The 18,599-nt window shown below is 58.0% G+C and carries 18 protein-coding genes; 13 read left to right on the top strand and 5 right to left on the bottom strand.

Going from position 1 to position 18,599, the window contains the following annotated elements; all coding sequences use genetic code 11:
* Window positions 1-20: 20 nt before the first annotated feature.
* From F6X24_RS08215 to F6X24_RS08205, 3 genes are all read left to right on the top strand, one after another.
* Entirely contained in the window at window positions 21-1,004 is a 984-nt protein-coding gene (locus F6X24_RS08215; protein WP_151087543.1) for a hypothetical protein, read from the top strand.
* A 66-nt stretch (window positions 1,005-1,070) separates the two neighbouring features.
* Window positions 1,071-1,691 carry a hypothetical protein gene (locus F6X24_RS08210; RefSeq protein ID WP_151087542.1) on the top strand — a complete coding sequence of 207 codons (621 nt, stop codon included), beginning with the start codon at window positions 1,071-1,073 and terminating at the stop codon, window positions 1,689-1,691.
* A gap of 11 nt (window positions 1,692-1,702) precedes the next feature.
* Window positions 1,703-2,089, top strand: a complete 387-nt coding sequence (locus F6X24_RS08205) for a PRC-barrel domain-containing protein (RefSeq protein WP_151087541.1) — start codon at window positions 1,703-1,705, stop codon at window positions 2,087-2,089.
* A gap of 70 nt (window positions 2,090-2,159) precedes the next feature.
* Here the strand turns inward: F6X24_RS08205 and hemH are convergent, their stop codons facing one another.
* Window positions 2,160-3,197: a ferrochelatase gene (gene hemH / locus F6X24_RS08200; RefSeq protein ID WP_151087540.1), complete on the bottom strand. Its 1,038-nt coding sequence runs from the start codon at window positions 3,195-3,197 to the stop codon at window positions 2,160-2,162.
* Window positions 3,198-3,410: 213 nt separating this feature from the next.
* Between hemH and era the strand changes: the two genes are divergently transcribed.
* The 4 genes from era to F6X24_RS08180 all read left to right on the top strand — a co-directional run bounded on the left by era (window position 3,411) and on the right by F6X24_RS08180 (window position 6,611).
* Window positions 3,411-4,307 (top strand): GTPase Era, encoded by an 897-nt coding sequence (era, locus tag F6X24_RS08195; RefSeq protein ID WP_151087539.1) that lies wholly within the window; start codon window positions 3,411-3,413, stop codon window positions 4,305-4,307.
* 147 nt (window positions 4,308-4,454) lie between these two features.
* On the top strand, window positions 4,455-5,774 hold the full coding sequence (gene der, locus F6X24_RS08190) for a ribosome biogenesis GTPase Der (RefSeq protein WP_151087538.1): 1,320 nt from the start codon (window positions 4,455-4,457) through the stop codon (window positions 5,772-5,774).
* Window positions 5,775-5,860: 86 nt separating this feature from the next.
* Window positions 5,861-6,082: a hypothetical protein gene (locus tag F6X24_RS08185; protein WP_151087537.1), complete on the top strand. Its 222-nt coding sequence runs from the start codon at window positions 5,861-5,863 to the stop codon at window positions 6,080-6,082.
* A gap of 262 nt (window positions 6,083-6,344) precedes the next feature.
* Window positions 6,345-6,611: a hypothetical protein gene (locus F6X24_RS08180; protein ID WP_151087536.1), complete on the top strand. Its 267-nt coding sequence runs from the start codon at window positions 6,345-6,347 to the stop codon at window positions 6,609-6,611.
* Between the two features lie 86 nt (window positions 6,612-6,697).
* On the opposite strand, the gene F6X24_RS08175 is transcribed toward F6X24_RS08180, so the two are convergent.
* The 4 genes from F6X24_RS08175 to F6X24_RS08160 form a co-directional block, all read right to left on the bottom strand.
* Window positions 6,698-7,264 carry a hypothetical protein gene (locus tag F6X24_RS08175; RefSeq protein WP_151087535.1) on the bottom strand — a complete coding sequence of 189 codons (567 nt, stop codon included), beginning with the start codon at window positions 7,262-7,264 and terminating at the stop codon, window positions 6,698-6,700.
* Window positions 7,265-7,388: 124 nt separating this feature from the next.
* Complete coding sequence (gene murQ, locus F6X24_RS08170) at window positions 7,389-8,186, bottom strand: N-acetylmuramic acid 6-phosphate etherase (protein ID WP_229725429.1); 798 nt, start codon at window positions 8,184-8,186, stop codon at window positions 7,389-7,391.
* Between the two features lie 29 nt (window positions 8,187-8,215).
* Entirely contained in the window at window positions 8,216-8,473 is a 258-nt protein-coding gene (locus F6X24_RS08165) for a cytochrome b5 domain-containing protein (protein WP_151087533.1), read from the bottom strand.
* Between the two features lie 51 nt (window positions 8,474-8,524).
* Window positions 8,525-9,682 carry a formimidoylglutamase gene (locus F6X24_RS08160; RefSeq protein WP_151087532.1) on the bottom strand — a complete coding sequence of 386 codons (1,158 nt, stop codon included), beginning with the start codon at window positions 9,680-9,682 and terminating at the stop codon, window positions 8,525-8,527.
* Window positions 9,683-9,857: 175 nt separating this feature from the next.
* Here F6X24_RS08160 and F6X24_RS08155 point away from each other — a divergent pair, with 175 nt between their 5' ends.
* From F6X24_RS08155 to F6X24_RS08130, 6 genes are all read left to right on the top strand, one after another.
* Window positions 9,858-11,621, top strand: a complete 1,764-nt coding sequence (locus F6X24_RS08155) for an AMP-dependent synthetase/ligase (protein ID WP_151087531.1) — start codon at window positions 9,858-9,860, stop codon at window positions 11,619-11,621.
* 148 nt (window positions 11,622-11,769) lie between these two features.
* Window positions 11,770-12,246: a MarR family winged helix-turn-helix transcriptional regulator gene (locus tag F6X24_RS08150; RefSeq protein ID WP_151087530.1), complete on the top strand. Its 477-nt coding sequence runs from the start codon at window positions 11,770-11,772 to the stop codon at window positions 12,244-12,246.
* Window positions 12,247-12,333: 87 nt separating this feature from the next.
* On the top strand, window positions 12,334-14,739 hold the full coding sequence (locus F6X24_RS08145) for a 3-hydroxyacyl-CoA dehydrogenase/enoyl-CoA hydratase family protein (protein WP_151087529.1): 2,406 nt from the start codon (window positions 12,334-12,336) through the stop codon (window positions 14,737-14,739).
* A gap of 116 nt (window positions 14,740-14,855) precedes the next feature.
* On the top strand, window positions 14,856-16,040 hold the full coding sequence (locus F6X24_RS08140; protein WP_151087528.1) for an acetyl-CoA C-acyltransferase: 1,185 nt from the start codon (window positions 14,856-14,858) through the stop codon (window positions 16,038-16,040).
* 183 nt (window positions 16,041-16,223) lie between these two features.
* A complete protein-coding gene (locus F6X24_RS19420) occupies window positions 16,224-16,526 on the top strand; it encodes an energy transducer TonB (protein WP_191906514.1) in 303 nt (100 codons plus the stop codon).
* Window positions 16,527-16,712: 186 nt separating this feature from the next.
* On the top strand, window positions 16,713-18,500 hold the full coding sequence (locus tag F6X24_RS08130) for an acyl-CoA dehydrogenase family protein (RefSeq protein WP_151087526.1): 1,788 nt from the start codon (window positions 16,713-16,715) through the stop codon (window positions 18,498-18,500).
* Window positions 18,501-18,599: the final 99 nt, after the last annotated feature.

Raw genomic sequence — 18,599 nt, 5'->3', positions numbered from 1 at the left:
TGCCTAAATGCCTTTTCCTGATGCCCATTCGTAGTCCTCTTGCCACGCTGGCAGCCACACTGGCCCATGTCTGTCAACAAGCTCGGCAACACCAGCCACTACTGAGCAAAAACGAAGCTGCTACCCGTGCGGCTCTCATCGACCCCATCTTGCTGGCCCTGGGCTGGGATACGGCTGATGTAACGATGGTAGAGCCGGAGCACACAGTACAAAATAAGCAGTCGCTCGACTACGTACTAAAAACCTGTGATGGCGCTGTTCTGGCTGTAATTGAAGCTAAGAGGCTGGGTGAGCCGCTTGACCGGCTTGGGCATGTGGGTGCCTTGATTGGATACGCCTTTTCACTGAAACCCACCGTCTTTTTCATCACTGATGGGCTGCACTGGCACTGCTATTCTCCTACCCATTCGCACTACGAGCCAGTTGCTACACTGCATCTCACCGAAGCCACGCTGCTGCCGACTGCACTTCAACTGCTTCAGTTGCTGGATGCGGCGCACGGCGACCACGGCCTTGTCACGATGCCGGCCGTTGCGTCCGAAGCAATTCCCGATTTTATCCTGCCCGTACCTAAGTCGCAACCCAAGCCAGCCAGCAAGAAAGCTTTGGCAATAGTTTCATCCAAAAACTACTTCCCACTAACTACTGACTTGGCCGACCCTGATAAAAAACTGGGCAAACCCCATTGGCTGCGCTTGCCTGATGGGGAGGAGCACCCCCTGAAAACTTGGAAGGATATTCTGATAAAGACTGCTGAATTGGTTTTACAAAGTCAAGATAAGCTGTCAATTCCGTTACTTGACAAAGCTGGCAAAAAAACGGTGCTATTGGACTGGCATCATTCAGGCAAAGAGCGCAGCTCACAGAAAATAGTTTATCGAGGGAAGACAGTTTTCCTTGACACTCATTATAGTGCCAGAGACTGCATAGCCAACGCATTATATCTATTGAAATTATTACCTTCTAAAGGTTATTCAACTGGTACTGCTATTGCATTTCAGTAACAGCTAAATCGTCTCCAACTGCCTTTCGCTGTCGTTCGTAAGGTTACGCTGTGTTTCATTCAATTTATGGCCGAGCTTCGTATTCAACCAAAAAAACCCTCGCCCAGCCCCTGGCTGCTGGTAGCCCTGGCCCTGCTGCTGCTGGCAGCAGCGGCGTACTTTTTTCTGCGCCCCGACCCTGCCGATGAGCGGGCGCCGAGCAGCTCCGTCGCCACTGCACCGCCCTTGGTAAGTTCGCCGCCCGATACCGCTGTAACGCCTGCCCTGGCGCCCGCCGATACCGCGGCCGCCAGCCCCACTCCGGCCAACCAGGCCGATGGCGCCAGCGCTACGCTAGTGCAGCTGCGCCCGGCCCTGATGCAGCTAGCCGACCGGGCCGACCTGCGCGACGATGCCACCGTGCGCGAGCAGCGCGACAATTTCAGCAGCGCCACCGACCGCCTCGCCAGCGGCGACCCGCAGGCCGGCCTGCGCCCCGGCCTGGTAGCAGCGGCCAACCTGCTGCTGGCGGTGCAGCAAAAAGCATATCCCAACCTCGAAACGCCAGCCAACGACCTCGTGCGGCAGGCCGGTCGGCTTTCGGGCCGCGATGCCACCCCCGCCGAGCAAACCCAAAACCGCGCTTACCTCGCTCAGCTAGCCAGCCTGCTGCAAGCCGTGAGCGAGCCGGCCGGCAATCAGCTTTGAAACCTAAGTATATGCAAGCTCCTATTTTACGTCGCCTGCGCGACCTGCCCAACTTCGAAATGGCTACCGGCGACCCCGACCCCCGCGGCTGGCCCGTGCGTGGCCGCGACGGCCACGCCTTTGGCACTGTGCAGGAGCTGCTAGTAGACCCCGTTTCGCAACGGGTACTTTATCTGAATGTGCAGCTGGCAGAGGGACTGCCCGGCGTGCCACCGCCCGGCCCCCACGCCGACCGACGCATTTTGCTGCCCCTTTCCGCCGTGAACCTCGACACCGAAGGCAGCAACGTATTCGTCACGGCACTTAGCCGGGATACCGTGCATAGCTACCCACCTTTCGTCGATTTTATGCTGCCGCCCGACCTCGAAGACGCCATGCTGCGGGCGCTGGCCGTTTAAGGCCTGACCTCTTTTAAAGAGCGTCGTACTGCGTGTTAGCAGCGCGACGCTCTTTTTGCTATATAAGCGGTTAACTATTTCGTACCATGTCGGCCACGGCCTTCACCCAATACGGCTCCGAGTTGAGCGAAGGCACCAGCTGCCAGTGCTCACCGCCGTTTTCTTCGAACAGCTCGCGAAACTCTATGCCTACTTCAATGGTCGTTTCGAGGCAGTCGGCCACAAAGGCCGGCGAAAAAGCCAGCACGCTCTTGATGCCTTTGGCCGGAAACTCCTTGAGTACCTCGTCGGTGTAGGGCTTCAGCCAGGGGTCGCGCAGGCGGCTTTGCAGGCGGCTCTGGAAAGTCACGGTGTACTGGTCATCGCGCAGGCCCAGGCCCGCCGCCACCAGCCGCGAGGTGGCAAAGCACTGCGCCCGGTAGCAATACTGATTGGCTGGCGTCAGCGAGTTGCAGCACGCTCCAAATTGGCAGTAGTTGGTTGGGTCGCCCTTCTTCACGTGCCGCTCGGGTATGCCGTGGTAGCTTAATACTACGTGGTCGAACGAGCGCTCGGCCATGGCGGCCCGGCCCCGCGCCACAATGCTGGCAATAAAGCCCGGCTCAGTGGCAAACTGGCTGATGAAGTTGATGCTAGGCACTACCCACCAGTCCTTGACAATATCCATCACTTTTTCCTGCACCGAGCCCGTGCTGGCCGATGCGTACTGCGGAAACAGCGGCAGCACAATAATGCGGTCGACGGCCGCCTGCCGCAGCTCTTCGAGCGCCTGCTCAATGCCGGGCTTCTGGTAGCGCATGCCAAACGCCACTACGTAGCCATCGCCTAGCTCGCGCTGCACCGCCGCCTTCAGGTCGAGGCCGTGAAAGAGCAGTGGCGAGCCCCGGTCGGCATCCCACAGCTGCTGATAAATCTTGGCCGACTTGGGGGCGCGCAGCGGCACTACCAAGCCCTGAAAAAGCGGGTAGCGCACGGCCGCCGGCATGTCCACCACGCGGGCATCGGTCAGAAATTCATTGAGATAGCGGCGCACGTCGCCGGTCTGGGGCGAGTCGGGCGTGCCAAGGTTTACCAGCAAAAGGCCAATGCGGCGGGTAGGGGTAGACATTTAAATAGTGACTAATGCTCAGTGGCTACTGACCAGGGCTTTAGCAGCTCCAGCTCAGCTGTAGGCAGGCAGTTTAGGTTAACTTGAAGCTTAAACCAAATTCCATGCGTTTAGGCTACAATATGCCTGTAAAAATCGCTAGTATTTAGTCACTGGCCGCTAGTCGCGGCTTGGCGTCGTACCTTTGCGGCCTCAAAATCAACTCTATCCATCGTGAATCCTGAAACTCAGCCTCACCGTGCCGGCTTCGTCAGCATCATCGGCAAGCCCAACGTGGGCAAGTCCACGCTGATGAATGCCCTGGTAGGCGAGCGCCTGAGCATCGTCACGAGCAAGGCCCAAACGACGCGCCACCGCATCCTGGGCATTCTCAACGGTGCTGATTTTCAGCTTATCTACTCCGACACGCCCGGCATTATTCAGCCCAAGTACGAGCTGCACAACGCCATGATGGCCTTCGTGTACTCGTCGCTGGAAGATGCCGACGTCATACTCTTCGTAACTGATATATACGAAAAACACGATGAAGAGCCCGTTATCGAGCGCCTGCGCAAAACGGAGGACACGCCCATCATCGTGCTGGTCAATAAGATAGACCAGGCCGACCAGGCCGATGTGGAAGCCAAGCTAGCCTTCTGGCAGGAAGAGCTGCCCAATGCTACGCACATTCTGCCCATCTCGGCCCTCAATGCCTTTGGTACCGAGCACGTGCTGGAACTGGTGCTCGAAAAGCTGCCCCTGCACCCACCCTATTACCCCAAAGATGAGCTGACCGATAAGCCTGAGCGCTTTTTTGCTGCCGAGATGGTGCGCGAAAAAATCTTCAAGCTTTATAAAAAGGAAGTTCCTTACAGCTGCGAGGTTACCATTGAGGAGTTTAAGGAAGATGATGATATCATTCGTATTCGCGGCGTTATCTACGTAGAGCGCAATAGCCAGAAAGGTATTATCATCGGGGCCAAAGGGGAGGCGCTGAAGAAAGTCGGCACCTGGGCCCGCGAGGAAATGGAGAAATTCTTTCAGAAGAAAGTGTTCCTGGAATTGTTCGTGAAAGTGAACGAGAACTGGCGCACCGATGCCAAAGCGCTGAGCCGCTTCGGCTACCAGTAAGGTAGCGTGGACTCTGCGAGTCCGTGCGTAGTACGACAACAAAACCCACGCGCGGACTCGCAGAGTCCACGCTACAGCGACCATTTTAACCCTAATTACTCCGGGTACTGCCGCGCCAAGGTCGGGCCGGTGGCTGGAGGCAACTACATGAATACCATTGCAATAGTGGGCCGCCCCAATGTGGGCAAATCCACCCTGTTCAACCGGCTGGTGGGTCGCCGCCAGGCCATTATGGACAACCAGAGCGGGGTAACCCGCGACCGCCACTACGGCTACGGCGACTGGACCGGCCACAACTTTACCGTCATTGATACCGGCGGCTACGTGCATAACTCGGACGATATTTTCGAGAGCGAAATTAACCGCCAGGTAAAGCTGGCCATCGACGAGGCCGACGTTATCCTCTTCATGGTGGATGCCGATGCTGGCCTGCACGGGCTGGATGAGGAATTTGCCGGCGTGCTGCGCCGCTACCAGAGCAAGAAGCCGATTTATCTGGTTGCCAATAAGGCCGATACCAACCTGCGGGCGCAGGGCTCGGGCGAGTTCTACGCCCTGGGTCTCGGCGATACCGAAGTATTTGCCATCAGCTCGCAGAACGGCTCGGGCACCGGCGAGCTGCTCGACGCCGTGGTGAGTCACTTCGACGAAGCAGGCGAGGAAGAGCCTAATGCCGGCCTGCCGCGCATCGCTATTCTGGGCCGCCCCAACGTCGGTAAGTCATCGTTTGTCAACCTGTTGCTGGGCGAAGAGCGCAGCATTGTAACCGACGTAGCCGGCACTACCCGCGACTCAATCGAAGCCAAGTACAGCGCCTTCGGCCACGAGTTTATGCTCGTCGATACGGCGGGCCTGCGCCGTAAGGCGCGCGTCAACGAAGACGTGGAGTTTTACTCCAACATGCGCACGCTGCGCGCCATGGAGGCATCCGACGTGTGCGTTATCCTGCTCGATGCCAGCCGCAGCATTGAGGCCCAGGACGTAAGCATCATCGCGCTGGCCGACCGCAACCGCAAGGGTATCGTTATCCTGGTGAATAAGTGGGACTTAATCGAGGGCAAGGAAACGAATACCGCCCGCGACTTTGAGGCCAAGATTATGGAGAAAATTGCGCCCATTGCCTACCCACCGGTGCTGTTTATTTCGGTGCTCAACAAGCAGCGCGTGCACAAGGCCCTGGAGGTTATCATGGAAGTATATAGCAACAAGCGGAAGAAAATCCCGACTTCGCAGCTCAACGACGTGATGCTGAAGGAAATCGAGAAATACCCGCCACCCATTCAAAAGGGTAAAATGGTGCGCATCAAGTATGCTACCCAGCTGCCTACGCACAACCCGGTGTTTGCCTTTTTCTGCAACCTGCCGCAGTATATCCCCGATTCGTACGCCCGCTACCTCGAAAACCGCCTGCGCGAGCACTTCGATTTCAAGGGTGTGCCCATCGGCCTGGCATTCCGCAAAAAATAGGGCTCACCTTATTTTTATCAGCGTTGGGTTACCTCAACCATTGAGGGGTATTAAAGCCGGAAAATCATCATTAACTTCCCCCGACCATGAAAAAAGTACTGTTTCTTGCCGTAGCCGCCGCTTCGCTTTCGTTCACTTCGTGCAGCAGCAAAAAAGAAGAGGCTGCCGATAAGCAAGGCGATGCCGTGCAGGCTGCCGCCAATGCCGATGCTGCTAAAATGGAAGCTTCGGCCGACTCGACCAAGAAAGCCGGTTCGGATGCTGCCGATGCTATCAAATCGCAGGCTGATACGACCAAGAAAAAATAAATAGTACCCGGCCTGGCCCGGTTTACTAAAAAAGCTCTGCTTTCAAGCAGAGCTTTTTTTACGAGTCGTGTTTGCGAAGAAAGCCTTACTTTCGCTATACTTGACGCTTGTTCTCGAAAAAATAATAGTCGCTAAAATGACCACATCAGCGCTGCGGGCGTATAATGCAAAAAAAAGTACGCATAATAAAATTCTGGCGGCTGCGATTTTTGTATAAGGTCTGAAATTTGCTACTTATCTTTCCGCATCCATCTACTACATCATGAAATACATTCTTTTTGCAGCCTTGCTAACTGGCGCTACTGCCGCCTACGCTACTGCTACAGTGGCTACTCAAACTGCTCCGGGTCAAACCCCTATGAGCAAACAGGAGATGAAAAAGCAGCGCAAGCTGCGTAAGCAGACCGGCCCGGAGGTGTACAAGGGTACGGTAGCTGAGCAGCGCCGCATCGTGACCGATGCCCCCGGTGCTGAAAAGGAAGACAAGGACACTGACACAAAGCGCGAGCGCAAATCCAAGAAAAACTAATTTTGGAACGGCCTTTTGCTAAAAAGGGAAGCTGGCAACTGCCGGCTTCCCTTTTTTACTGGCTACCTGGTTAGCCAGCACCTGCCTCAGCCCAGACGGTGGCGCAGAATGCCTTCCACTTCCTCAACCAGCCGGCGCGGCTCATAGGTACGCCACGGCAGGTCGTCGAGCGTGCCCCCAAAGTTGATGTACTGGTCGAGGCTATACTGCGCCATCTCGCGCCGCACGTGGTCCTGAAAGTTGATGCCGGCAATCCAGCCATCTTCCACATCCTCAAACCATTCCTCGTAATAGCTATCGTCAGAACCGTGAAAATTAAACACGTTTTCGCCGATGAGCACAAAGCGCCGAACGCCCTCATGCACCAGCACATCAAGGATGTTGCGCTTGAGGCTCATAATATCGTTTTCAATGGCGTCATTCCATTCGCCGATAAACTCCAGAATGGCGGTCCCATCGTCGTAGTCGGCCCACAGAATCTTAAAGAACAAGGTGTCCGATTCCAGGCTATCCCATTGTGGATGAATGTAATAGCCGTAAATAGTATTACTAAACGTATCGAGGCTGTATTCCGCGCCAAACAAGGGCGAGCGGGCGTCTTCGGCAGCCGAGTACTGCTCAATCCAGTTGTAGTGCGGTTCGATGGTGTGCATAGTCAGGGAGGCCGATTGAGGCTGCCATCCGGCAAAACGCGGCGCGCGGCGAATCGTTCGGGCCCGGCCGGCAGAGTCGGTCTTTCTGCCTGATTTTCAAGCTCAATTATTACGAGCCCATTAGCTACTGCCGGGCGTCGAGTGCGGCCCGTACCGAGCCATGTGCCCGCAGCAGGGCCGCGGCTTCGGCCGCCGGAATGGCCAGCTCGTCCATGAGCATCCGCTGGCCTCGCTCCACCAGCTTGTCGTTGCTGAGCTGCATATCGACCATCTTATTGCCTTTTACCCGGCCCAGACGAATAAAGGTGGCAGTAGTCAGCATATTGAGTACCAGCTTCTGAGCCGTGCCGGCTTTGAGGCGTGTGCTGCCGGTTATGAACTCGGGGCCGGTAACAACCTCTACCGGAAACTCGCTGGCACCGGCTACCGCCGAGCCCGCGTTACAGACCACGCACCCGGTAGCCAGGCCTGCCTGCCGGGCAGCCTGCAAGCCCCCTATCACGTAGGGCGTGCGCCCCGAGGCCGCGATGCCGACCAGCACATCCTTTTCGCTGATGTCAAACTGCTGTAAATCAAGCCAGGCCTGGGTGGCATTATCTTCCGCGCCCTCCACGGCCTGCCGGATAGCGCCATCGCCGCCGGCAATGATGCCCACGACCAGCCCGGCGGGCACCCCAAACGTGGGGGGGCACTCGGAAGCATCTACTACGCCCAGCCGGCCGCTGGTGCCGGCCCCGATGTAAAAGAGACGCCCGCCGGCTCGCAGCCGGCCTACGATAGCTTCAACGAGCTGCTCTATCTGCGGCAGCGCTTTTTGCACGGCCAGCGGCACCGTCTGGTCGAGCTGATTCATCCCGGCGAGCAGCGTCGCGGTAGACAAGGTTTCGAGGTCGTTGTACTCGGATGAGGTCTCGGTTGTCACCTGATTATTTATATTAAATAAAATATATATTATCTCAGCAAGCCTACTACACTGAATTTATCAAACACCGTGGCCAGGTGCGGCGCATCTTTGTCAAGCTCCTGCGTAAGGTCCTGGCCGGCCCAGTGCTCGTAGTGATTGCCGCGCTGCCAGAGCCGCGAGCGGGTAACATCGTAAATCCGCCCCTGGTACGCCACCCATATCTCGGCGCGGTCCTGGCCGTTGCGCAAAGCCAGCTGGCTTCTGGTGTACGTTGCCGGCGGTTCGTGGTCAGCTGTCAGGCTCATTCGGTTTTTTGTTGGCAGGCTTATCTTCTTTGCGCTAACTGGCTCGGCTGACTACCCTAAGAGCGCCTGGGTCCGAATCCAGCGCTGCGGCAGGTCGCCCTGGGCCGCGTGCAGGTAGTCCTGATGGGTACAGGGCACAATGCGCTTCACGGTCTGGTCGCCCATGCTTTCAACCTGCATCCACCACTTATCGGCCCGGCGCGACTTATAAAACACCAGCTCGGCGGGCGTGCCGGGCAGCACCAGGGTATAGGTAAGAAAGCGGTAGGTGCCAAAGCCGGTTTCGGGCTTGCGGTGGTAAAAGCCTTCGATAAAGTACCAGAGCATGGTAGCCAGCGTGGCGGCGGCCAGGCCGTGCGGGTCGTGGTCGGGCCGGTAGCCATAAAGCCCCAGCGAGGACAACTGCGCGTTGTGGCCGGCGTACCAGCACAGCTGGGTAGCATCCTCATTACTAAGGCCAAACGGACTGGCCGGGTAGTAGCCCGGCGCATCCTGCCAGCGAATAGCTGCAATATCGATGCTCACAAAATTGGCCTGGCGCAAGACCGGCTCGGCCAGGCGGCGGTCGGTGCGCAGCTCGCCCACGCTCATCGTTTCGAAGTGCAGCTTCTCGAAAGCCGTCAGCACTTCGGTTGGGGTAAGGTATTGCTGATGAGCGAGGTGCGCGCAGCTAAACACAAAGTTGGGCTCGTGCATGAGCAGGCGGCGCAAGTGGCTTTCTTCGGCTGGGGTGCCCACGCTGGGCCGGGCCATATCGGGCCGCGAATCGACCACGGCGAAGTTAATCGACTGGCCCATTGCCTCATAAGCCAGAAATTGCCCACAGTCGAGGTCATGCCCGCCGCCGAGCAGCAGCGGCACCGTATCGGCTTCGAGCAGGGCCGCCACCACTTCGCGCAGGCGCTGGTAGGTGTCTTCCAGGCTAAGGCCGGGGCGCAGGTTGCCCAGGTCCACGAGGCGGAGCGGCCCGGTGCCTTTCTGCAGCTGATACAAGCGCTCCCGCACGCAGTTGGCGCCGTGCCGGCCGGCCGGCGGCGGGCCGGCCGCCGTACCACGCCACTCATCGAGACCAATCAGGGCCAGGTCGGCGTGGCGCCAGTCCGGAAAGTTTTCGGCGAAGCGCGCAGCGTAGGCAGCCACACTGGTTGGTACCGTTGCGGGCGCGGTCAGCTCATCGGGCAGCGGGTCGAAAAAGAGAGCCAGGTTCATCAGTAAGCGCTTCCGCCGATGGCGAGCCACGGCAGGTGCGGGCCAAATTTACGCCCGTTACTTCTCAAAATCGGCAGCTTTATTTCATAATCCGCAACGCATACCGGGCTCTTTTCACTTAAAACCTTGTTTCTTTAGCCGCTGAATTCCCAACCTATTGCTTCGCTACGCTTCTATGGATGCTCGTCGCTCCTTCGATATCCTCGCTGTTCAACTCGAGAAATCTCCAAAACCTGATGCGCTGGCGGCCAAGACAGATGGTCAGTACGTACCGCTCAGCTCACAGCAGGTGCAGCAGCAGGCCAACCTGGTAAGCCTGGGCCTGCTAAGCCTGGGCCTGAAAAAGGACGACAAGGTGGCCATCATCAGCATGAACCGGCCCGAGTGGCTGCTGGCCGACTTCGGCATCGCCCAAATCGGGGCTACCAGCGTGCCGATGTACCCGAGTATTACAGTAGAGGACTATAAATATATTTTTACCGATGCGGGCGTAAAAGCCGTTTTCGTGGCCGATAAGCACCTGTACGACAAAGTAACGGAAGCTACTGCGGGCCTGCATATTCCGGCGGCCAACGTCTTTACGTTTGACAAAGTAGCCGGGGCCCGGCATTTCGGCGAGCTGCTGGAGCTGGGTAGCCAGGGCAACCCCGCCGACCTGGAGCCCTTGAAAGCGGCCGTGCAGCCCAACGATTTGCTCACGCTTATTTATACCAGCGGCACCACCGGCAACCCGAAAGGCGTGATGCTCAGCCACGATAACCTGCTAAGCAACTGCCGCAGCTCGCAGCGCTTCGTGCCGGTGAGCCGTGATGATAAGGCCCTGAGCTTCCTGCCGCTGTGCCATATTTTTGAGCGCATGGTTACCTATTTGTATATGCTTAATGGCGTAAGCATCTACTACGCCGAGAGCATGGAAACCATTGCCGACAACCTGCGCGAGGTGCACCCCAGCATTTTTACCACCGTGCCGCGCCTGCTCGAAAAAGTGTATGACCGAATTGTGGCGCGCGGCCACGAGCAAACCGGCATCAAGCACAAGCTCTTTTTCTGGGCGTTGGATTTGGGCCTGAAATACGACACCCAGAAAGACCTGGGCTTCGTGTACAACACCGAGCTGGCGCTGGCCAACAAGCTCATTTTCAACAAGTGGCGCGAGGCGCTGGGCGGCAATCTGCGCTGCATCGTGAGCGGTGGCGGGGCCTTACAGCCGCGCCTGGCGCGGGTATTCTGGGCGGCCGGCATCCGGGTGATGGAGGGCTACGGCCTCACCGAAACCTCGCCCGTGATTGCGGTAAACGGCTACGAGCGCCAGGATAACATGATTGGGGCCGTCGGGCCGCTCATCGACAATATGGAGGTAAAAATTGCCGCCGATGGCGAGATTCTGACCAAGTCGGCCTCCGTGATGAAGGGCTACTACAACAAGCCCGAGCTAACGGCCGAAGCCATTGATAGCGAAGGCTGGTTTCATACCGGCGACATCGGGGAGTTCGTCAACGGCCGCTTTCTAAAAATCACCGACCGCAAGAAGGAGATGTTCAAGACCAGCGGCGGCAAGTACATCGCGCCGCAAGTCATTGAGAACAAGATGAAAGAAGACCCCTTCATTGAGCAGATGATGGTGGTCGGGGCCGACCAGAAATTCCCGGGCGCGCTTATCGTTCCGGCCCTGGATGAGCTGAAAAAGTGGGCCGGCCAGAACGGAGTGGCCGCCAAGTCGAACGCCGACCTGGTGAAGGAAGAGAAAGTGGTGAAACTCTACCACGACCTGGTGCAGAAGTACAACCAAGGCTTCGCGCAGTGGGAACAGGTGAAAAAAGTGGTACTCCTGCCCGAGCAGTGGACGGTGGAAAGCGGCGAGATGACGCCCACCATGAAGGTGAAGCGCAAGGTGATTACCGAGAATAACAAGGCCGCGATTGAGGGCCTGTATAAGTAGAAAAGTAGCATGGACGCTGCGAGTCCGTGCGTGGGATAAAGTAAAATGATACCACACGCGGACTCGCAGCGTCCACGCTACTTTTTCCGTCACTTGTTATGCAAGCCTAACAAAATTCTTCGTATGTTTACCGCACTTTCGCTGCGATATGAAACCCGAAGAAACCGTCGATTACAACATTAAGGTAGCCTGGCACGCGATTTCGCGCATGTACAACACGCAGGCCGCCCGCTACGACATCACCACGAGTATCGGCTTCGTGCTGCTCAACATCGACCAGGAGCTGGGCACGCCGGCCACCAAGATTGCGCCCCTGCTGGGGCTCGAAACCCGCTCGCTGACGCGCATCTTGCGCAGCATGGAGGAAAAAGGCCTGATTTACAAGCAGGCCGATACGCAGGACAAGCGCTCGGTGCGCATTTTCCTGACCGAGCTGGGCCTGGAAAAAAAGGAGGTTTCGCGCCAGACGGTGCGGCACTTTAATCTGAAGGTGCGCGATAAAATTCCGCAGAGCCAACTCGATACTTTTTTCAAGGTCGCCAGCCAGATTACGAGCATGATTGAGGGCAAAATTCTCTTCGACGACTTTGAGCTGAAGCCCCTGCGCAAGGAGGCTTCGGCGTGATGTAGCGCGGACTTTCAGTCTGCGCTGCGCTTGCTTAGAACTATACTACCCCACCCAACGCGGACTGAAAGTCCGCGCTACTTTTATATGAAACGTATCATCAAGAAAGTTGCCGTGCTGGGCTCGGGCGTGATGGGCTCGCGCATTGCCTGCCACTTTGCCAACATCGGCGTGCCGGTGCTGCTGCTCGACATCGCGCCGAAAGAGCTGACGGCCGACGAAGAGAAGAAAGGCCTGAAGCTGGAGGCGCCGGCCGTGCGCAACCGTATCGTCAACAGCGCGTTGCAAGCGGCGGTGGCGGCCAATCCGTCGCCGCTCTACCGCAAGAGCGAGGTAAGCCGCATCAAGACCGGCAACTTCGACGACAATCTGAAAGACATCGCTTCCTGCGACTGGGTAATTGAGGTGGTAGTAGAGCGGCTGGATATTAAGAAAAGCCTATATGAGCGCATCGAGCAGTTTCGCAAGAAAGGCACGCTGATAACGAGCAACACCAGCGGCATTCCGATTCACTTGCTGGCCGAGGGTCGCTCGGAGGACTTCAAGCAAAACTTCGCGGGCACCCACTTCTTCAACCCGCCGCGGTATTTGAAATTGCTGGAAATTATTCCGACGCCCGAAACCAAGCCGGAAGTGGTTGATTTTCTGTTACACTACGGCGACCTGTACCTGGGCAAGACGGTAGTACTGGCCAAGGACACGCCTGGCTTCATCGCCAACCGCGTGGGGGTATTTGCCCTGCTCGACGCCATGCAAACCATGCAGAAGCTGGGCCTGACGGTGGAGGAAACCGACAAGCTGACCGGTCCGGTTATCGGCCACGCCAAGTCGGCCACGCTGCGCACGTCGGATGTGGTGGGCCTGGATACGACCATTAACGTAGCCAATGGGTTAGCCCAGGGCCTGCCCGATGACGAGGCCAAAGACGTGTTTACGCTGCCCGATTTTGTCAAGAAAATGGGCGAGAGCAAATGGCTGGGCGATAAAACCGGCCAGGGCTTCTACAAGAAAGTGAAAGGCGAGGGCGGCAAGTCGGAGATTCACGCCCTGGACCTCAACACCCTGGAATACAAGCCTTCGCAGAAGGTGAAGTTTGCCACGCTGGAAGCTACCAAAGCCATCGACAAGCTGGCCGACCGCTTCAAGTTGCTGGTGGCAGGCAAGGACAAGGCGGGCGAGTTTTACCGCCTGAGCTTCGGCAGCCTGTTTGCCTACGTGAGCAACCGCGTGCCCGAAATCGCCGACCAGCTCTATAAGATTGACGACGCGCTGCGCGCCGGCTTCGGTTGGGAGCTGGGGCCGTTTGAAACCTGGGACGCGCTGGGCGTGCCGGCGGGCATCGAGCTGGCTAAGGCGGCCGGGCGCACGGTGGCGCCGTGGGTAGAAGAGATGCTGGCGGCTGGCAACCCGACCTTTTACAAGGTGGAAAACGGCACGCGGAAGTTTTACGACAAGGAAAGCAAGCAGTACCAGCCGGTGGCAGGCGTGGAGAACTTCATCATTCTCGACAACCTGCGCGCCAGCGGCAAGGTACTGTGGAAGAACGCCGGCGCGTCGGTTATCGACCTGGGCGACGGCATTTTGAACGTCGAGTTTCACTCCAAGATGAACTCGCTGGGCACCGACGTTATCCAAGGCTTGCTCAAAGGTGTGGAAATGGCCGAAGCCGGCTACCGCGGCCTCGTAGTGGGCAACGATGCGCCCAATTTCTCGGCCGGCGCCAACCTGGGCCTGGTGTACATGCAGGCGCTGGAGCAGGAGTTTGACGAGCTGAATATGATGATTCAGCAGTTTCAGCAGGCCATGATGCGGATGCGCTACAGCAGCATTCCGGTGGTGGGCACCCCGCACGGCCTCACGCTGGGCGGCGGCTGCGAGTTGAACCTGCACTGCGACCGCGTGGTAGCTTCGGCCGAGTCGTACATCGGCCTCGTCGAGTTTGGCGTGGGCCTGATACCCGGCGGCGGCGGCACCAAGGAAATGACCCTGCGCACGGCGGCCAAGTATGAAGAAGGGGAGCCGGAGTTTAACCTGCTGCGCAACACCTACATGACCATCAGCACGGCCAAGGTGTCGACCTCGGCCGCCGAGGCGTTCGACCTGGGCTTCCTGCGCCGGGGCGACGAGATTGTGGTGAACCCCAACCGCGTGATTGCCCAGGCCAAGGCCGCCGCCCTGGAGCTGGCCGACGCGGGCTACTCGCAGCCCAGCCAGAAAACCAATATCAAGGTGCATGGCAAGGGCGCGCTGGCCATGTTCAAAACCGGCGTGTATGCCATGAAAGAGGGCAAGTACATCTCGGAGCACGACCAGAAAATTGCCGACAAGCTCGCCTACGTGATGTGCGGCGGCGACCTCTCCTCCCCCACCGAAGTGAGCGAGCAATACCTGCTGGACCTGGAGCGCGAGGCGTTTCTGAGCCTGTGCGGCGAGCGCAAGACGCTGGAACGGATTCAATCTATCTTGACTACTGGCAAGCCGCTACGTAACTAAAGCGCAAGGTTTCGGGAGGATAAAAGAGGTTTCGCAAAGTGTGTGCAGGCCTTTTTTAACCTTGCGAAACCTCGCCCAACCGAGCGAAACCTTGCGCTCAAAACTCAGAAAATATCATGGCTAATACCGCATATATCGTGGCCGGCTTTCGCACGGCCGTTGGCAAAGCGCCCCGGGGCGTCTTCCGTTTTACCCGCCCCGATGACCTGGCGGCCGAGGTTATCAAGCACCTCGTAAAGTCGGTGCCCGCCCTGGACCCCAGCCGCGTTGACGACGTAATAGTGGGCAACGCCGTGCCCGAGGCCGAGCAGGGCCTGCAAATGGGCCGCCTCATCTCGCTGCTGGCGCTGCCCATCAACGTGCCGGGCCTTATCGTGAACCGCTACTGCGGCTCGGGCGTGGAAACCATCGCGATGGCGGTGGGCAAAATCACGGCCGGCATGGCTGAGTGCATCATTGCGGGCGGCACCGAGAGCATGAGCATGGTGCCCACCGTGGGCTGGAAAACCGTGCCCAACTATAAGCTCGCCAACGAGCATCCCGACTACTACATGGGGATGGGCCTGACTGCGGAAGCCGTGGCTAACGACTATAAAATCTCGCGCCAGGACCAGGACGAGTTTGCCTACCACTCGCACCAGAAGGCCATCAGGGCCATTGCCGACGGCAAGTTCAGGAAGAGCATCGTGCCCATCACGGTGGAGGAAACCTACCTCGACCAAGCCACCGGCAAGAAGAAAAACCGCTCCTATGTGGTCGATACCGACGAAGGCCCCCGCGCCGACACCTCGCTGGAAGCCCTGGCCAAGCTGCGCCCCGTATTCGCCGCCAACGGCAGCGTGACGGCCGGCAACTCGTCGCAGACCTCCGACGGCGCGGCCTTCGTGCTGGTAATGAGCGAGAAAATGGTGAAGGAGCTGAACCTGGAGCCCATCGCCCGCATGGTGACCTACGCCACCGAGGGCGTCGACCCGCGCATCATGGGCATGGGCCCGATTGCGGCCGTGCCGAAAGCCTTGCGCCAGGCCGGCATGAAGCTCGACGACATCGACTTGCTTGAGCTGAACGAGGCCTTCGCCTCGCAGTCGCTGGCCGTGGTGCGCGAGCTAGGCATCAATACCGAGAAGCTGAACGTGAACGGCGGTGCCATCGCGCTGGGCCACCCGCTGGGCTGCTCGGGCGCCAAGCTCTCCATCCAGCTCTTCGACGAGCTGCGCGACCGTGGCCAGAAGTATGGCATCGTCACTGCCTGCGTAGGCGGCGGCCAGGGAGTGGCGGGGATTTATGAATTGCTGAAGTAACCCGTTATTTATCGTCGTTGTCATGCTGAGCTTGCCGAAGCATCTCTACCGCACCGTTGAAAAAAGCAAATTGGTGCAGTCAGTGCGCCTTGGTAGGCTCTGTATGGCTGTTTTTTAGCATTTGTTAGCCAGTCTACTCAGGCCCAGCAGCCTGCTCCTCACGTTTACACTTATGTGGAGCAGATGCCGCAGTTGCCGGGCGGCGGTGGCACGGGGGCAATAGTAGCGGCGTTCTTCAATCACCTGCGGATTCCCGCTTCTTCAATTAAAGGGAATTATACTGGAAGCGCACAAGTGTATTTTGAGGTCAACTCACATGGTGCGGTGCAGCATATCAGGCTGACAAAAAGTACTCATTCACCACAGGTGGACAGTGCGATAACAAAAGCAATTCGGTCATTGCCAACATTCACGCCTGGTCGTCAGGCTGGCCAACCTGTTACGGTGAGCTTGACGTTACCAATTTCCTGTATTAAACCACAGTAACTGCGATTAGTACCTGATAAGTTGAAAAACACTTGCCCCAAACGTTTTGGGGTTTTCTTTCGATTAAATAGTCGGCACGCCTAACATTTTTTACTTATCTTGCAACACCAAAACGGCAGGCGCTTTGTTGGCTAATTACGCGGCAAGCCTAACAGTTTACACTCCCACCTTACTCAACAAACCATCATGGAAGTATCGAACAAAACCGCTCCGAAAGGTGGCGAATTCATCATCAAGCCTACTGAGGCGCAGGACGTTTTCACGCCCGCCGACTTTACGGAGGAGCAGAACATGATGTACCAGACCTGCCTGGACTTCGTGGCCACGGAGGTAACGCCGCTGCTCGAGCGCCTCGACAACCACGAGGAGGGCCTAATGCGGGGCCTGATGGAGAAGGCCGGCCAGCTCGGCCTGTTTGGGGTAAGCGTGCCGGAGCAGTTCGGCGGCCTCGACATGGACTTCCCGACCGCGCTACGCGTGACGGAAGGCGTGGGCGGCGGGCACTCGTTCCCGGTGGCTTTTGCGGCGCACACCGGCATCGCGCTGCTGCCGATTCTGTATTTCGGCACCGACGCGCAGAAGCAGAAGTACATCCCCGGCCTCACCGACGGCACGCTGATGGGCGCCTACTGCCTCACCGAGCCCGGCTCGGGCTCCGACGCGCTGGGCGCCAAGACCAAGGCCGTGCTCAATGCCGAAGGCACGCACTACGTGCTGAACGGCCAGAAAATGTGGATTACCAACGCCGGCTTCGCCGACGTGTTCATCGTGTTTGCCAAGATTGACGGCGAGCAGTTTACGGGCTTTATCGTAGAGAAAAATACGCCCGGCCTGAGCCTCGGCAACGAGGAGCACAAGATGGGTATCCGGGGCTCTTCGACCCGCCAGGTATTCTTCTCCGATGCGCTGGTGCCCAAGGAAAACGTGCTGGGGGAGATTGGCAAAGGCCACCTCATTGCATTCAACGTATTGAATATTGGCCGCATCAAGCTGGCGGCGGCCTGCCTGGGCGGGGCGAAAGCAGCTGCTACGCAAAGCGTAAAATATGCCAACGAGCGCGTGCAGTTCAAGCTGCCCATCTCGAAGTTTGGCGCCATTCGCTATAAGCTGGCGCAGCAGGCCATCCGGATGTACGCCGTGGAATCGGCCATTTACCGGGCCGGCGACGATATCTACCGCAAGGAGCAGGAGCTATTGGCCAGCGGCCTCGGCACCAACGAGGCGCTGCTGGGCGCGGCCCGCGAGTTTGCCGTGGAGTGCGCCATTCTGAAAGTAGAAGGCTCAGAAGTGCTTGACTACGTAGTAGATGAGGGCGTGCAGGTGTACGGCGGCTACGGCTTCTCGGCCGACTACCCCATGGACCGCGCCTACCGCGACTCGCGCATCAACCGGATTTTCGAGGGCACCAACGAAATCAACCGGATGCTGGCGGTTGACATGATTCTGAAAAAGGGGCTGAAAGGCGAAATCGACCTGATGGGTCCGGCTCAGGCCGTGCAGCAGGAGCTGCTGAGCATCCCGAGCATGGGTGAGAGCGACGAATCGGCTTTCGCCAGCGAGAAAAAAGCCATCGCCAACCTCAAGAAAGCGGTGCTGATGGTGGCCGGTACGGCCGTGCAGAAGTACATGAACTCGCTCGCCAAGGAGCAGGAAGTGCTGATGAACATCGCCGACATGTCCATCAAGACCTACACCGCCGAGAGCGTGCTGCTGCGGGTAGAGAAAGAGATTGCCAGCAAGGGCGAAGAAGCCCTGAGCCGCCAGCTCGACATGGCCCGCGTGTACCTCTCCGACGCCATCGACCTGGTGGAGAAGTCGGGCCGCGAAGCCATCGCTAGCATGAGCGAAGGTGACGAGCAGCGCCTGCTCAGCATGGGCCTGAAGCGCTTTACCAAGCCTGATTTGTTTAACGTGAAAGAGGCGCGCCGCCGCGTGGCCGCCGGACTGATTGAGGCCAACGAGTACTGCTACTAAGACCACTGATTAGCACGGATTTTAGCGAATTTCACGGATTTTGTGAGCGATTAGGGTTCGTGAAAAACCAAAAAAGGCTGCCTCTTGCGAGGCAGCCTT

The sequence above is a fragment of the Hymenobacter baengnokdamensis genome, from assembly GCF_008728635.1.
Classification (GTDB): domain Bacteria; phylum Bacteroidota; class Bacteroidia; order Cytophagales; family Hymenobacteraceae; genus Hymenobacter; species Hymenobacter baengnokdamensis.
This window is presented reverse-complemented; position numbering and strand designations above follow the sequence as displayed.

Excerpts from the sequence above, each read along its gene's own strand:
- F6X24_RS08185 (WP_151087537.1), top strand. The coding sequence starts at position 5,861 with ATGAAAAAAGTACTGTTTCTTGCCGTAGCCGCCGCTTCGCTTTCGTTC.
- F6X24_RS08140 (WP_151087528.1), top strand. The coding sequence starts at position 14,856 with ATGGCTAATACCGCATATATCGTGGCCGGCTTTCGCACGGCCGTTGGC.
- F6X24_RS19420 (WP_191906514.1), top strand. The coding sequence starts at position 16,224 with ATGCCGCAGTTGCCGGGCGGCGGTGGCACGGGGGCAATAGTAGCGGCG.
- F6X24_RS08155 (WP_151087531.1), top strand. The coding sequence starts at position 9,858 with ATGGATGCTCGTCGCTCCTTCGATATCCTCGCTGTTCAACTCGAGAAA.
- F6X24_RS08180 (WP_151087536.1), top strand. The coding sequence starts at position 6,345 with ATGAAATACATTCTTTTTGCAGCCTTGCTAACTGGCGCTACTGCCGCC.
- F6X24_RS08205 (WP_151087541.1), top strand. The coding sequence starts at position 1,703 with ATGCAAGCTCCTATTTTACGTCGCCTGCGCGACCTGCCCAACTTCGAA.
- F6X24_RS08145 (WP_151087529.1), top strand. The coding sequence starts at position 12,334 with ATGAAACGTATCATCAAGAAAGTTGCCGTGCTGGGCTCGGGCGTGATG.
- F6X24_RS08150 (WP_151087530.1), top strand. The coding sequence starts at position 11,770 with ATGAAACCCGAAGAAACCGTCGATTACAACATTAAGGTAGCCTGGCAC.
- der (WP_151087538.1), top strand. The coding sequence starts at position 4,455 with ATGAATACCATTGCAATAGTGGGCCGCCCCAATGTGGGCAAATCCACC.
- F6X24_RS08165 (WP_151087533.1), bottom strand. The coding sequence starts at position 8,473 with ATGAGCCTGACAGCTGACCACGAACCGCCGGCAACGTACACCAGAAGC.
- hemH (WP_151087540.1), bottom strand. The coding sequence starts at position 3,197 with ATGTCTACCCCTACCCGCCGCATTGGCCTTTTGCTGGTAAACCTTGGC.
- F6X24_RS08130 (WP_151087526.1), top strand. The coding sequence starts at position 16,713 with ATGGAAGTATCGAACAAAACCGCTCCGAAAGGTGGCGAATTCATCATC.
- F6X24_RS08210 (WP_151087542.1), top strand. The coding sequence starts at position 1,071 with ATGGCCGAGCTTCGTATTCAACCAAAAAAACCCTCGCCCAGCCCCTGG.
- F6X24_RS08175 (WP_151087535.1), bottom strand. The coding sequence starts at position 7,264 with ATGCACACCATCGAACCGCACTACAACTGGATTGAGCAGTACTCGGCT.
- F6X24_RS08215 (WP_151087543.1), top strand. The coding sequence starts at position 21 with ATGCCCATTCGTAGTCCTCTTGCCACGCTGGCAGCCACACTGGCCCAT.
- F6X24_RS08160 (WP_151087532.1), bottom strand. The coding sequence starts at position 9,682 with ATGAACCTGGCTCTCTTTTTCGACCCGCTGCCCGATGAGCTGACCGCG.